We start from the raw sequence: 13,945 nt of genomic DNA on the forward strand, positions 1-13,945 counted from the left end.
ACCGGGCCCCGCCGGCTGGATCACGATCTGCGGGCAGACGGCTGCCCGGCCCAGCCGGTAGCCGTCACCACCCGGCGTGCGATGTCCACAACGGGCTGCCCGTCCGTGACCAGCCGCACAGCTTGCGCAAAGACCCGCTGGTCCAGGATCCGCGCCATGCGGATACCCGTACGTATGGGGCCCGGTTGGATTGTGGGTCAGCCGCGGATGGCGCCCGTGGTCAGGCCGGCCGCTATTCGGCGTTGGACGAGGAGGAAGGCGGCGACGACGGGCAACGCGGTCAGGGTGGCACCGGCCATGAGACCGCCGTAGTCGGTGCCGAAGCTTGTCTGGAAGGAGACCAGCCATACCGGCAGCGTGCGCTTGTCGTTGCTCGAGAGCAGGACGTACGCGAGGACGTACTCGTTCCACGCCTGCACCAGGCCGAAGATCGAGGTGGCGATCAGGCCGGGGGCGAGCAGCGGCAGGGTGACGCGCAGGAAGGCGCCGAGCCGGCCGCACCCGTCCACCATCGCGGCCTCCTCCAGTTCCGGGGGGATGGCCACGATGAAGCCGCGTAGCATCCACACCGTGAAGGGGAGGGCGAACGCGAGGTAGGTCAGGACCACTCCGGTCAGGGTGTCGGTGAGCGCGAGGTCGTTGAGCAGCAGGTAGACGGGGATGACGAGGGCGATGAGCGGGATCGTCTGGACGGTCAACAGGACGAGGATCAATGCCCGCCGCCCGGCGAAGGCGAAGCGGGCGACGGCGAAGGCCGCGAGCGTACCGATGACCAGCGAGATCAGCACCGTCCCGGCGCCGACCACGACGCTGGAGCGCACGTTGGCCCAGAACGTGTCCGAGCCGATCGCCCGGCGGAAGTTGTCCAGCGTGAACGAGCCGGGCCAAAACCGCGGCGGCACGCGCAGGATTTCGCTCGCCGGCCGGAAGGCCGTCAGGACCATCCAGTACACCGGAAAGGCCATGACGGCGGCAGCGATCAGCCCGACCGCGTCGGCGCGGCGGCGGCGTCGACGTCGGCGGCTGTCGATGCTCATTCGAGGTCTCCCGTCCGAAGGATTTGACGCAGGTAGACCGCGGAGCCGACGAGCAGCAGCAGGACGGTGACGACGGCTATGGCGGCTCCCGCGCTGTAGCGGTTGACGGCGAAGGACTCGATGAAGGAGTAGACGCCGAGCAGGTAGTAGTCGCGCTCGGGCTGGCCGCCGCGCATCAGCCAGATCTGGCTGAACGCCCCGAAATCCCAGATCGTCGACAGGGCCGCGACCACCACGAACAGCGGTCGGATCATCGGGAAGACGACGTGTCGAAAGAGAGTCATTCCCCTGGCGCCGTCGACCCGCGCGGCCTCCTCCAACTCGGTGGGCACCTGGGTGAGCGCCGCGTGCAGGGTGATGGCGGCGAACGGGATCGCTCCCCAGACCACGACGGCGACGATGACCGTGAAGCCCTGCCAGGGATCGGCGAACCAGTTGTGTCCCTGGAAGTCGGAGTCGGTGAGCCGGCCGAGCAGCCAGTTGACCACGCCGTAGTCGGCGTCGGAGAGCCAGCGGAACACCGACGCGGCGACCATGAACGGCATGGCCCACACGGCGACGAGGACGCCGATCAGCACCGTCCGCACCCAGGGCGAGACTTCGCGCAACAGCAGAGCCAGCCCCAGTCCACACAGCATGGTCAGCGTCGCGCAGACCAGGGCGAAGGCCACCGTCCGGGCCACCACGACCCAGAAGAAATGGTCCGACAGGACCATCCGGTATTGGTCCAGGCCGGCCCAGGGTGGGGAGGTGCCCGCGAACAACTCCCTGCGGGTCATGTCCTGGAAGGAGAGCAGGATCATGTCGAGCAGCGGGTAGCCGAGCACCAACGACAGTGTCGCGATCGTGGGCGCGATCAGGAGGTATGGGGTGGTTCTTCGCGCGATGCGCCGCCCGACGGGGGGTCGGCGCGTGGGCGGGGGTGTGGGTGTGGGTGTGGGTGAAGGGTTGGGCTCGGCGGGGTGCATCGCCTCCTCAGTTCTTGTTGATGACGGCATCGATCCGCCGGTCGGCCGACTCGGTGGCGTCCTTCACCGAGTGTTTGCCGGTGGCGATGTCCTCCAACATCTCCTGGAGGATGTTGGCCTTCTCCACGGCTGCCCAGCCGGGGGCCTGTGGGGTGACCCATCCGCGTGTGGCGGCTTTGGCGGCGGGGCCGTTGACGCCTTCCGCGTCCACCTCGGAGAGTTGCGCGGTGTTGTTGGGCAGGGTGTTGGCGCGGATCAGGCGTTGTTGCGACGTCCGGTCGGTGAAGAGGCGAATCCAGTCCTGGGCGAGTTCCCGCTTCTTCGACTTCACGGGGATGGCCAGTTCGGATCCGCCCAGGAAGGGCGGCAGCGGTTCGCCGGAAGGGCCGGGGAATGTGAACGCGGCGAAACGACCCTTCAGTTCCGGGTTACCGCCGGACTTCGAGTCGGTGGCGGCTTCGGCCTCCCAGGTGTTGCCGTAGAACATCCCGACCTTGCCCTGACCGACGACGGCCGGCTCGTCGCTGTTGTCCTTGGAGCGGTCGCCCACGTAGTAGGCGTCGATCAGGTCCTTCCACGCCTGGAGTCCCCGCACGGACCGGGGGTCGGACAGAGTGCTCTTCCAGCGGCCGTCCTTCTCGACGGCGATCTCGCCGCCGGTGTCCTTGATGAAGGGCAGCGCGGCGTACCAGTAGCGACCGGGCATGTGGAGCGCGGAGAAGGTACGGTCCTCGGAGCCGAACTTCGCCTTGAGCGCGTCGAGTCCGGCGATCAGTTCGCCGTAGGTGGCGGGTGCCTTCGTGATGCCGACCTGTTGGAGGAGGTCGGTGCGGTAGATGCCGACTCGGGCACCCACGTAGTACGGCACGCAGTAGACCTTGCCGTCGTACTCACAGGGTTTGCGCAGGGCTTCCAGCCACTGGTCGGCGTGGTCGAACTTCGCGGGGTCGACGGGCGCGAAGGCGTTGTTGACGATGTAGTTGACGGTCTCGCTGTTGCCCATCTCCACGACATCCGGTACGTCGCGTCCGGCCAGGGCGGCGTCCAGTTTCAGATTCTTGCTGGTCCACTGCTGGTACTGGACGGTGACGTTCGTACCCGGGTGCGCTTGCTCGAATCGATCGTTGACGGACTTCACCAGGTCCGGCCAACTCTCCTGGGCATCGATGGTGAGCCACACGGTGAGCTTCCCCGAACCCTTCGCCGAACCGCCCCCACCGGAACACCCGGACACGCCGGCGAGTACCGCCAGTGTCGCGGTGACCGCGACCAACCCCCTTAATGCACTGGTCACTTCTGCTCCTTCTTCGCGTCGGCTGCCGGTCGCAGTTACCCCGGCGGGAATCGCCTCACGCCGTCGGCGGGGGCTTCCGGCTAATACCGGCAACTGCCGGCAGCCTCTGGTGATCTGCGACGATTCACAGCGATTCACGGTGATGCACTGCGATTCGCGGCAACCGAAGCCGCACGTGCCGCTAGACCTGGATGCTCGCGCGGGTCGATGGCAGACCCGAACCGCGCGCGAACTCTCGATCCCGTCCGTGCGCAGGCCGATGACCACCACACCGGGGAAGGACGACTTCCACTCCTCCCACACCAACCGACCTCGCCGCGCCGGCTCTTCACCGGGACCGCCTGGCGGACATCCGTTTTGCGCGGACCAACCGCCTTCGGACGGCCGGGCGTTGCGCTCGACCGGGTGACGGGGGGTCGGCGCGGGCGATCGAGCGAAGAAAGTTCCGTTCCCGTGTCGAATCCGTCATCGTCCGTCACGGTCGGGGGCGAATGTGCTCACGTATTGATAATCGGCGATACACGTCGGGTATCGCCGCGTTCCGCGGCGGGTCCACAGGATGGCATTGATGCCATGACCTTGTAACAACAACTTTCCGTATGCGCCGAAAGCGCGACACAAATGATCATTTCGGAGCGCGATCGGGCTTGGTCGCGGCATCCATTGTCGGCAGTATTTCGCCGCGTAGGCCCTTCGACACCACCGTCCCGTTCGGATCGGTCACGTCGACCCGGGGTCTCGTTCAATACACATTCGGGGAGCTCAAACCGTGTCACAGTCAGTCAACAAGAAGGCCAGGAGCGCCGCTCTCGTCGGCGCGCTCGCCTTCGCGGCGCTTCCGCTCGTGGGCGCCGGCACCGCGCACGCGACCGGGGATTCGCAGGCGCCGCAGTGCACCAAGGTCACCGACACCTCGTTCGTCTACACCGTCAACGACGGCGCTCCCGTGAAGTCCGGCACCGGCACCAAGCAGATGCCCGAGCGGCCCAGGAAGGTCGTCGTCAAGCTCGGCGACGAGTTCGCGTCTCTGCTCGAGCAGGGCTGCAAGTACCCGGTCCAGCTGTCGACGTACTCGACCCAGGGCCCGAACTGGGCGACCTCGGGCACGCAGAAGTTCATCGGCTGGCAGACCGACACGATCACCAAGCAGAACAAGGCGGTGACGTTCGACGCCACCAAGTACCCGGTGCCGTGCTTCGTCCAGTACGACCTGCTCGGGAACCACAAGAAGTACGACGGCGGCCAGTACCCGCTGCCGCACTACAACGACGTCTACATGGACAACCTGCTCGGCGGCTGGAACGGCGGCACGAACGAGAAGTGCACCGGCACGCCGACGCCTTCCACCCCGGCCACCTCCAAGCCGCCGACGACTCCTCCGCCCGCCACGTCCGCGCCGTCGACCGGCTCGGCTCCGACCACGGCCACACCGGCCACCACGACCGCGGCCCCGGGGACGAAGTTGGCCGAGACGGGCGGCGACAGCAACGGCACGGCCATCATCGGCGCGTCCGCCGGCGGTGTGCTCGTGCTCAGCGGGGGTCTGTTCTACGTCAGCCGCCGCCGTGGCAACCGCGGCACCGCGGCCTGACCCGACGGTGAGTAACGCCCGACGCCCGACACCGGCGCCGGGTGCAAGCCGTCCGCTGGAACGCGCGACACCGATCGACGCTCTCGGTTGATGCGGATCCCGCGTGGCACCGGTCTCCGGAGGCATGTTGCCGGAGACCGGTGTCGTCGTTTCGCGGCGTTGGCGTAGCCGGCGCCCGCCGAACGGGCCATCGCCCTCTACCCGTCGTCCAGGTAGGCGATCAGTCCGCGTTCGCCATCGTGTTCCCCCGCCCGGATCCGTCCGTGGTCGAGCCCTGGTATCGGCCAGGCGTGCGAGTGTGCTCGTTCCGTGCTCGGGTCGCCGCCGGCTCGGTGACGTTCTGCGCTATTCGGGTGAAACATCCGCGACGCGCGTGGCAGGGCCAATCCCACGCTTCCTCCGCTGCGAATGTTCCGTGTCGTCCGCAATGGGCGGGCCGCGCGTGGAAGGGAGCCGTGGGATGGGCGAAACTCTCGATACCCGGCTGCTGACGGAGTTGACCGAGACATCCGAGGATCTGCACAGCGACGCGAGCAAACTCACCAAGGCGGCGCTGGCGGACTTCGGGCAGGAGAACGCGGAGCGCCGCGGGCGTTGGTGGCGCCCCGGCCTGTGGGGCGGAGCCGCGGCCGGGGCGGTGTTGTGGGGCGCGACGCGCGCGTCGGCGGCCGGCGCCGACGACGTGCCCGCGTTGCAGACCGCCGCGTCCTTGGAGAATCTCGCGGTCGACGTCTACACGACCGCGGCTGGGTTGCCGTTCATGAAGAGTGGCAACGCCGTGGTGAACGCGTTCATCGCGAAGACCACACAGCAGCACAGGGCGCACGCCGAGGCGTTCAACGCGGCCGCGGTGCAGGCAGGAGGGAAGGCGCAGACCGGGCCGGACCCGAAGTACGCGGAGATCGTGAAGTCGGCGCTGCCCACGATCAAGACGCCGGCGGACGTGGTCACGCTGGCGATCACCCTTGAGGACGTCGCGGCACAGACGTACACCAAGAACGTGTCCCAGGTGAGCGATCCCAAGCTGCGCCAGTTGTTCGGGTCCGTGGCGCCGGTGGAGGCCCAGCATCGCGCGGTGTTGCTGGCGGTACAGGCGCTGTTGGCGGGCAACGCACCGGAGTTGATCGCGCTGCCGCCGGACCTGGCGAAGTTGCCCGCGGCGGCGGGCGCCGTCGGCTTCCCCGACGCGTTCTACCCGACCAAGGACGCCTCCCCGACCAGCGAAGGGGCCGTGAAGTAGTGACCGGTGGGAAGCGCACGTGGGAGCCGGCCGTCTCCGAGGCCGAACTACGCATCCTCACACGCGAGTTGGACGAGGCACACCGCGCCTCGACTCCGGTGCTGTTCGCGGCGGCGGCGGAGATCGGCGAGCAGATGCGCGAGCGGGAGGACACACTCTCTCGTCTCGGTGACCCGATGGCACGGCGACGGTTCCTGATCGGACTCGGCGCGGGTGCCGCGGCGTTGTCGTTGGCTGCGTGCGGCTCCGACGACAAGGAATCCAAAACAGCCTCCTCCGCCCCCGCGACCACGGGATCGGGAACGAGCGTGTACACCGGCGACCTCAAGGTCGTGGCGTTGGCGACGGCGCTGGAGAACCAGGCCGTCGGTGCCTATCAGGCCGCGTTGGGCGCCGCGTCCGCGGGCAAGCTCGGCACGGTGCCGCCGGCGGTGGCCACGTTCGTGCAGACCGCGATGGCCCAGCACGCCGATCACGCGAAGGCGTGGAACGCGGTGTTGACCGGCGCGGGCAAGCCGGCGATCACGGATGTCCCGCTCAAGAGCCAGGCCGCGGTCACCGCGGCGTTGGGCAAGGCCGGCGACATTCCCACGGTGGCGAAGCTGGCGTTGTCCTTGGAGGACCAGGCCGCCCAGACGTACCTGTTCGCGGAGTACAACGTGACCAGTGCCGGTGGGATCTCCACGGCGGCCACGATCGCACCGGTCGAGGCCATGCACGCCGCGATCCTGCACTTCGTCCTGGGCGAATATCCCGTGCCCAAGGACTTCCTCCCGGTGGACATGGCAGCCAAACCCGACGACCTGACGGTCTGAGGCACGCACTTGCGCCACGGATGCGGGTCGGGTCGGGTCCGGCGGAACGCGCCGGCCCGACCCGCCTCGTTTCCCCTCTTGCAGAAAGGCCGTTCGTTGATGCCTCACCTTTCCCGCCGCCGGTTCGGCGTTCCGGGAGTCGTCCTGGCCCTGGTGTGGTTGTTGTTCGTCTCCGGTTGCGGGGGCTCCGGGGGTGGAGGTGCGAAAGCACACGAGGGCGCTTCCCCCTCGGTGCCCGGGAACGGGGCATCGGGCGCGGCGACGATCACGATCGAGAACTTCGCGTTCTCCCCGGCCACGGTCACCGCGGCGCCGGGAGCCGTGGTCACCGTCGTCAACAAGGATTCGGCGACGCACACCGTGACCGCCGACAAGGACAAGGCGTTCGACACCGGCAACCTCGCCGGCGGTTCCACCACCACATTCACCGCCCCGCTTGCCCCGGGGTCCTACGACTACCTGTGCACGATCCACCAATACATGAAGGCGGTCCTGCTCGTGCGATAGCGGCACCACCCGGTCGGGACGGCACCGATCACCCCACCCGGCTCTCTCCGCGTCGTGGCCGCCCCGGGCCTCGCGCATGCATCCCGCCGGGCAGGGGCCCTGCGGCGTGGTGAGACGACCATCCGGACCGCCGTGCACGCGACGCGTCCGACGGCGGACCTCTGGTTCGCTCCCTCGGGAGCGAAGCGGTGGGCCCGGATCCTCCGGCGGGGTGAGGGCGAGCCGAAACCTTCCATCGCGCACGGCAAAGTCGTCTGCGTCGGCGAACAGCGGGTCCCGAGGCGTGCGTTGGCAACGCAGGGCCGCCATCGTCGTGGCCCGGGCAAGTGTGTCCTTGACGTGGGTTGCGGACCGGCCCCGATCGACGACGCGCTCACGGAGTGGACGGTCCGCGATGCTCGACTCGGCTGGGTGTGCCGGCCGGTGGCGAGTGGACTCGTCAAACCGGGGAGCTCGTCGTACCGGGCCCGCACGGGGGACGCCGGGGCGCGGCGATCACCGCCCCGTGCCCGATCGGCGCCGAGGGCGCCGGCGCTCTTCGGTGTCCTCGCGTGAGCCGGGATCCGGTGGCCACCGGCGATTCGAAACCCTCGTCGGCCGACACCGGGCGGCACCGGCTGCGCGGGAGCACGGTGGGCATGCGCGGATCGGCCGACGCGAAGGCGGGGCGCCCACCGCGTGTTCCCGATCGCGCTGTGCGCGATCGGGCATGCGGTCGGCGATCACTGCGATCGGCCGCCGGCCGGCTCCCGGTCACGTGCGACGAGGGTTGTGCACCGCCACGTGCGATTCGCCATCCCCTGCGGCTTTCCGAACGACCGTGTCACACCACCGGGCGCGCGTCGGCGGCGGGCCGATCCTCCCCGAGGGGTCAGGCGGGCGGCCGGGTGGCGGTGTCGAGGTAGAAGGCGTCGATGCTTTGGACGGCCTGTTCGAACTCCTCCAGGTTGACGGGCTTGGCCACGTACGCGTTGGCGTGGCTGCTGTACGCGCCGTTGACGTCGTCGGGAGCGGTGGACGTGGTGAGGACGACCACGGGGATGACCTGGAGTTCGGTGTCGCTCTTGAGGATCTTCAACAGGTCGCGGCCGTTCATGCGGGGCATGTTCAGGTCCAGCACGATCAGGTCGGGGCGCGTACTGTCGGGACCGCGCAGGTACTCCAGGGCGGCGACCCCGTCGGTGACCCGGATCAGGTTGCGGGCCCCGCGTTCGGAGAGGGCTTCCTCTATGAGCATGGCGTCGGCGATGTCGTCCTCGACGAGCAGGACGTCGAAGGGCTGGGTGGGGACGGTCATCGTCGAAGGCTCCGTGGGTCGGTCGGTCGAGTGGTTGAACAGCCCCGGCCAGCGCCGGCGGGCACCTTGGCGGGTCAGGCCGCAGGCGGCCCCGATCTGCGGATAGCCGGCTCCCATACGCGCCGCCTGGGCCGCCGCCTCCCGCTGTAGACGGTCCGCAGCCTGCCGAATCCCGTCCAACGCGTGTAGCAGAGCCAGGGACTGCTCCGGATCTGCGGAGCACGGAGCCCCGGGCAAGGCCGGTGGCCGGCCGGCGAGGCGTCCCGCGAGGATGGCGACCCCCGCCTCCGCGAGAGCGGCCGGCGTTGCCGGGGTGGTCCGCGATCGGGAGTCTTTGCCATGCATACCGGGCACTGTAGGGCCCCGGGCGAGCCCGCGACAACAACGGTTGTCGAGCCCCCTCTAGAGTATGCCGGCGCCCCGAACGTGACCGCGAAGGACCAGGTGGAGGAGTTCACAGATGACCGGCGACCACGATCAGCCACCCGCGCGCGGGCTCTACGCCTGGACGACCCGGCGATGGCTGCGCGTGGGGGTGGCCGTGTCCCTGACGATCCTGACCCTGCTCGGTGCGACGGGGGCATGGATTTTGGCCCGCACCGGGACGCTCAGCAACGACCTCGCGGACGTGCGATCGCCCGCAGTGTCCACCGCTTTGCATCTGGAGTCGGCCATCCTCAACCAGGAGACCGGCATCCGCGGATACGGGCTCACCGGCTCCCCGGACTTCATAGGCCCCTACGAGCAAGGACTCCGCCGGCAGCAGGAGGACATCCGACAACTCACCAGCCTGCTGCGCGACGACCCCACAGCCCTGAACGACCTCGAGACGGTACGGGACGCCGTCACGAGATGGCAGGACGGGTTCGCCCGCCCGATCGCCGCCTCATCACCCGGCGCGCCCTCCCCCCTGGCCTCGGAACGGGCCGCCGAGGGCAAGGCGGCCTTCGACACGGTCCGCGCCGCCTTGGCCCACCAGCAGCAACGGTTGCTTGCGGAGCGCGACCACGCACGGGACGACCTGAAGACCACCATGGCCCGGCGGAACTGGGTATTCGGAGCGATCGCGCTCCTCATCCTCGTCCTCACCGCCCTGGTCTTCGAAGGGCTGCGCCGCGGCATCCGCACCCCCCTGGAACAGTTGGAAGCCGACGCCCGCATCGTCGCCGGCGGCGACTTCGACCATCCCATCGCCGCCACCGGCCCCGCGGACCTGCGACACCTCAGCGACGAGATCGACTTCATGCGTCGACGCCTGGTGCGCGAGTTGGCCTTCACCGAGCAGGCGCGCCTGCGTCTGGACGCGCAGGCCGCGAACCTCGAGCGCTCCAACGCGGAACTGGAACAGTTCGCCTATGTGGCCTCGCACGACCTCCAGGAACCGCTGCGCAAAGTCTCCAGTTTCACCCAACTGCTCCAGCGACGCTACGCCGGGCAACTGGACGAACGGGCCGACAAATACATCGGCTTCGCGGTCGACGGCGCGAACCGCATGCAGGTCCTGATCAACGACCTCCTCGAGTTCTCCCGGGTGGGACGGGTCCACAACGCCCACAGCGAGGCGGATCTCGACGAAATCTTGCAGCAAGCATTGTCCGCCCTGAGTGTCGGCATCGAGGAGACCGGCGCGACGATCACCCACGACCCGCTGCCGACCCTGATCGCCGACCCGACCCAGATCGGCATGCTCTGGCAGAACCTGATCTCCAACGCCGTCAAGTTCCACCGGCCCGGCGAACAGCCGCGCATCCACGTCACCGCGACGCCGGAAGGCGAATCGTGGCGGTTCACCGTCACCGACAACGGCATAGGCATCGACCCCGAGTACGCCGACAAGATCTTCGTCATCTTCCAACGCCTGCACACCAAGGACGCCTACCCCGGCAGCGGCATAGGCCTCGCGATGTGCAAGAAGATCGTCGAGTTCCACGGCGGCACGATCGCCGTCGACCCGCACCACCGCGACGGCGCCTGCATCACCTTCACCCTCGCCGCCCAACCGCCCCGGGAACCCGTGCCGGTCGCTCTGCCACAGGCCGTCCGCGCCGACACGGAGCAGACACCATGACCACGCCGGCGGTCGCCCGCGAAGAGCCGAAGTACCGCATCCTCCTGATCAAGGACGACCGGGGCGACACCCTGCCGGCGGCGACGTTGGGGGGCCGGGGCGGAGAGGCGGAACGAATCAGTGATCGCGATCACTTTGACCCGGGTCATCCCGATGGCCATCGGGACGAGCCGTCTTCCGGCTCCTGCCGAGGTACCGGGCCCGTCGGCGGCAGGGGCCGGGAACAGGTACGCATCCCCGACCCCCGTCCCACCAAACCGGCGCACACCGTCCACCCCCGCCACCCCACGGCCCCGGCCCCGGCCCCGGCCCCGGCCCCGGCCTCGGCCGGGCATCGCGGGCAGCGTGGAACGGCGGCGGGCTCAGGGACTCAGGTCAGGCGCCATTTGACGACGGGCTTGCCGAAGCCGGGCAGGAATTCGACGGTGACGGGCGACGTGCGGGGAGCGCCGACGACGGGTGCTCAATCGTCGTTTCCGCCTTCGCCGGCCGGCCCCGGTTCGGGGCCGGATCCGGCGAGAAGGCGTTCGACCTCCGTGTCGTCGACGCCTTCGACGTCGACGATGCCGTCGACGATCAGGTCCAGATGCGCGAACCGGCCGACGAGTTCGGCCAGTGCGGCCGACGGATCACCGTCGAGGTCCTCCCGTTCGATCGTCAGCTCCCCGATGGTGAGCGAGCGCAGTCGTGGCAACACCGAGGACTCGGCGAGGGTCTCGAGCACCTCGTACGGGGAGGCGTCGAACTCCGCCCCGCTCAGGTCGAGATGCTCGAGCGCGGGGTAGTCGGCGGCCCGCAGCTCGTCGAGTTGGTCGACCGGGCAAAGGCATCCGAAGACGTCGGTTCCGATCTCGACCTCCAGTGACGTGACACCGGGGGTCTCGCCCAGTTCGAAGAGCGCGCCGTCGGAGACGACCGGGCCCCGAACCCGCAACCGTCGCACACCGTCGTGGCGCACGGAGCCGAAGAGGAAGGCTCCCTCGAGTTCGAGAATGCGCAGGGCGGGCAACGCCCCCCACACGTCGGTCCGCACCAGCGCCTTGTGGTGGTGGTCCAGGGGATCGATCCGGCCGCCGGTCGACGTCTTGCCCGGCGCGTACAGCAGCTCGAAGTCGTAGCCGAAGCAAAGGCGTTCCAATCGTGGACGCGTTCGGTTCGCGAGTGCGGCAGCGGCGTGTTCGGCGGAGTGGTGCCAGTCGGTGAGGCGTAGTTCGAGATCGCGCAGACGGCGCGCGACCGGATGCGACAGCAGAGCGTCGATCAACACCCCCTCCCACCGCTCCGGGTCGGTCGGGTCGACGGTCGCGGCGGACGGAACGTCGACCATGAGCCGGTCCACCAGTTCCCGGCGTCGTGACCGGGTGTCCTCGGCGAGACGGAAGGACGCCTCGTCGACGAAACCGCGCGACCACGCGAACCGCCACGAACCGTCCGCCCGCAGCCCGTCCAGGCCCAACTCGCGTTCCACGTCCGCGTAGGCCGCAGCCGCGAGGGCGGGGTCCCCGCCCTCGGTCGCACAGCGGTGCTCCGACCGGATCGCCTCGCCTCGTGGGTCCCCCGCGTCGGCCAACACCTCGGCGTAGGCGAGCCAAGCCCCCCAGTCCCGTGTCTCCGGAACGTCCGGGGCATCGAAAAGTCGCACGTCATTCTCCCGATGGTGACGGCGCCGTCGCAACCGACAGGGGCGCCGGCGTCGACGACGCTCCAGGGCTCGTCCGACCCACGACCTCGAGCCACTCGGCAACCGGCACACCCTCGGGACCGCGCGGGACCGCGCGGGACTTCGCGAGTACCCGAGTACGAACTCCGGCCCCATACCTTGCGATTGTCCGTACCGGACACCTACAGGCCCGACGCCGTGTGTCGTCCGGATCCTAGGCTCTGCCGCCGACACGATGCTCCCCCTCGGTGAACGAGCCTTGCGCAATGCCGCACGCTACGGGTACCGACTCATCCGGAGTGCGAGTACGCATGGGTGTGAATCCGGCGGGCCGGCCGGGTGGCTTTGTCCACCGGTCGTGGCGGCGGTCGTACACCGGCGCGGCGCCCCCATCAGCCCTCAGTCGACGTCGCCGCCGGTGGTATCCCGGGGTTTGATGATCGCGACGACGCTCGCGGCGGTCGAAGAGGCGCGGTCAACTCTCATCCTCACACCCGCCCGCCGAAAGCCGTAAGGGACCGGACGAGGAGGAAATGGGTCTTGATCCCTCGACGGTTGAGCCGGGCGTTCGCGCTTGCCTAACCCGGATACGTGAACACGCTGTCGGACATCAGGCTGCGTCCTCAGGTCGGCCGACCCGTCGCCGAAAGGCACGCCCGCCGCCACGGGCCAGAGCCCCAGGTCACCAAGCTCGGACCGACATTCTCGGGTGCCGCCGCGACGCTGGCGCCGGGCCGCTGGGACCGGGTCCTGGCGGTCGACCTCAACGCGGTCTTCTACACCAGCCAGGCCCTGCACCGTGCGCTATCCGCCCGCCGCGGCCTGATCGTCAACATCGCCTCCGTCACCGCCCATCGCGCCGGACGCAACCGCGCCGCCTACTGCACGGCCAAGGCCGGCGTGGTCATGCTCACCGAGGTGCTCGGCGTGGAGTGGGCCGCCGACGGCATCCGCGTCGTCGGCGTCAGTCCCGGCTACACCCGCACCCCCATGGTCGAGCGCGCGCTGGCCACCGGCGGCCTGGACGAGGACCGCATCCGCGCCCGGACCCCACAGGGCCGGCTCCTGGCGGCCGACGAGGTGGCCGCGTTCGTGCACGCGCTGACGGAGGACACCTTCGCCGCCGTGACGGCGACCACCCTGCCCTTCGACGGCGGCTGGACCGCGAACGGGGACTACTGATGGACGAGACCCACGGCGCCGCCCCCGAAAATCCGGCCGACGCGCCCGCCCGGCACGTCGACGACGTGCACGCCGACCTGGTCGTGGTCGGCGGCGGACTGGCCGGGCTGTGCATGGCGCTGGCCGCCGCGCGCGGGGGCGCCGACACCGTCTTGGTGCACGATCGGCCGGTGCTGGGCGGCAACTCCTCCAGCGAGGTCCGGGTCACCCCGGCCGGAGCCGGCCACGTGTCCGCCTGGGCCCGCGAGACCGGCATCGTCGAGGACCTGCTCCTGGACGACCGCCG

11 protein-coding genes and 1 pseudogene are annotated in these 13,945 nt (G+C 69.4%); 7 read left to right on the top strand and 5 right to left on the bottom strand.

Annotated features, from left to right (window positions below; translation table 11 throughout):
• Positions 1-197: 197 nt before the first annotated feature.
• Genes ACH4XV_RS34735 through ACH4XV_RS34745 form a run of 3 tightly spaced genes read right to left on the bottom strand, consistent with a single transcriptional unit; the run spans position 198 to position 3,299 of the window.
• Entirely contained in the window at positions 198-1,037 is an 840-nt protein-coding gene (locus ACH4XV_RS34735; protein ID WP_395796313.1) for a carbohydrate ABC transporter permease, read from the bottom strand.
• Positions 1,034-2,005: a carbohydrate ABC transporter permease gene (locus ACH4XV_RS34740; protein ID WP_395796314.1), complete on the bottom strand. Its 972-nt coding sequence runs from the start codon at positions 2,003-2,005 to the stop codon at positions 1,034-1,036. Before ACH4XV_RS34740 ends, ACH4XV_RS34735 begins: the two co-directional genes overlap by 4 nt.
• A gap of 7 nt (positions 2,006-2,012) precedes the next feature.
• Positions 2,013-3,299, bottom strand: a complete 1,287-nt coding sequence (locus tag ACH4XV_RS34745) for an extracellular solute-binding protein (RefSeq protein ID WP_395796315.1) — start codon at positions 3,297-3,299, stop codon at positions 2,013-2,015.
• Positions 3,300-4,068: 769 nt separating this feature from the next.
• Here ACH4XV_RS34745 and ACH4XV_RS34750 point away from each other — a divergent pair.
• From ACH4XV_RS34750 to ACH4XV_RS34765, 4 genes are all read left to right on the top strand, one after another.
• Positions 4,069-4,890, top strand: coding sequence for an LPXTG cell wall anchor domain-containing protein (locus ACH4XV_RS34750; protein WP_395796316.1), 822 nt, complete (start codon positions 4,069-4,071; stop codon positions 4,888-4,890).
• 460 nt (positions 4,891-5,350) lie between these two features.
• Positions 5,351-6,130 carry a ferritin-like domain-containing protein gene (locus ACH4XV_RS34755; RefSeq protein ID WP_395796317.1) on the top strand — a complete coding sequence of 260 codons (780 nt, stop codon included), beginning with the start codon at positions 5,351-5,353 and terminating at the stop codon, positions 6,128-6,130.
• Positions 6,130-6,945, top strand: coding sequence for a ferritin-like domain-containing protein (locus ACH4XV_RS34760; RefSeq protein ID WP_395796318.1), 816 nt, complete (start codon positions 6,130-6,132; stop codon positions 6,943-6,945). Before ACH4XV_RS34755 ends, ACH4XV_RS34760 begins: the two co-directional genes overlap by 1 nt.
• A gap of 99 nt (positions 6,946-7,044) precedes the next feature.
• A complete protein-coding gene (locus ACH4XV_RS34765; RefSeq protein ID WP_395796319.1) occupies positions 7,045-7,452 on the top strand; it encodes a cupredoxin domain-containing protein in 408 nt (135 codons plus the stop codon).
• Between the two features lie 871 nt (positions 7,453-8,323).
• Here ACH4XV_RS34765 and ACH4XV_RS34770 read toward each other — a convergent pair.
• On the bottom strand, positions 8,324-8,749 hold the full coding sequence (locus ACH4XV_RS34770; RefSeq protein ID WP_395796320.1) for a response regulator: 426 nt from the start codon (positions 8,747-8,749) through the stop codon (positions 8,324-8,326).
• A 460-nt stretch (positions 8,750-9,209) separates the two neighbouring features.
• Between ACH4XV_RS34770 and ACH4XV_RS34775 the strand changes: the two genes are divergently transcribed.
• On the top strand, positions 9,210-10,817 hold the full coding sequence (locus tag ACH4XV_RS34775) for a CHASE3 domain-containing protein (protein WP_395796321.1): 1,608 nt from the start codon (positions 9,210-9,212) through the stop codon (positions 10,815-10,817).
• Positions 10,818-11,280: 463 nt separating this feature from the next.
• Here ACH4XV_RS34775 and ACH4XV_RS34780 read toward each other — a convergent pair whose 3' ends face one another.
• Positions 11,281-12,459 (bottom strand): hypothetical protein, encoded by a 1,179-nt coding sequence (locus tag ACH4XV_RS34780; RefSeq protein WP_395796322.1) that lies wholly within the window; start codon positions 12,457-12,459, stop codon positions 11,281-11,283.
• A gap of 609 nt (positions 12,460-13,068) precedes the next feature.
• Between ACH4XV_RS34780 and ACH4XV_RS34785 the strand changes: the two genes are divergently transcribed.
• Positions 13,069-13,659, top strand: coding sequence for an SDR family NAD(P)-dependent oxidoreductase (locus ACH4XV_RS34785; protein ID WP_395796323.1), 591 nt, complete (start codon positions 13,069-13,071; stop codon positions 13,657-13,659).
• A gap of 113 nt (positions 13,660-13,772) precedes the next feature.
• Positions 13,773-13,898: pseudogene (locus tag ACH4XV_RS34790) on the top strand (FAD-dependent oxidoreductase); the annotation flags it as partial.
• Positions 13,899-13,945: the final 47 nt, after the last annotated feature.

This window comes from Embleya sp. NPDC020630, assembly GCF_044334985.1.
Taxonomy (GTDB): domain Bacteria; phylum Actinomycetota; class Actinomycetes; order Streptomycetales; family Streptomycetaceae; genus Embleya.

What these genes read in the sequence shown, in the direction of transcription:
- ACH4XV_RS34735 (WP_395796313.1), bottom strand. Translation starts at nt 1,037, where the DNA reads ATGAGCATCGACAGCCGCCGACGTCGACGCCGCCGCCGCGCCGACGCG.
- ACH4XV_RS34740 (WP_395796314.1), bottom strand. Translation starts at nt 2,005, where the DNA reads ATGCACCCCGCCGAGCCCAACCCTTCACCCACACCCACACCCACACCC.
- ACH4XV_RS34755 (WP_395796317.1), top strand. Translation starts at nt 5,351, where the DNA reads ATGGGCGAAACTCTCGATACCCGGCTGCTGACGGAGTTGACCGAGACA.
- ACH4XV_RS34765 (WP_395796319.1), top strand. Translation starts at nt 7,045, where the DNA reads ATGCCTCACCTTTCCCGCCGCCGGTTCGGCGTTCCGGGAGTCGTCCTG.
- ACH4XV_RS34770 (WP_395796320.1), bottom strand. Translation starts at nt 8,749, where the DNA reads ATGACCGTCCCCACCCAGCCCTTCGACGTCCTGCTCGTCGAGGACGAC.
- ACH4XV_RS34775 (WP_395796321.1), top strand. Translation starts at nt 9,210, where the DNA reads ATGACCGGCGACCACGATCAGCCACCCGCGCGCGGGCTCTACGCCTGG.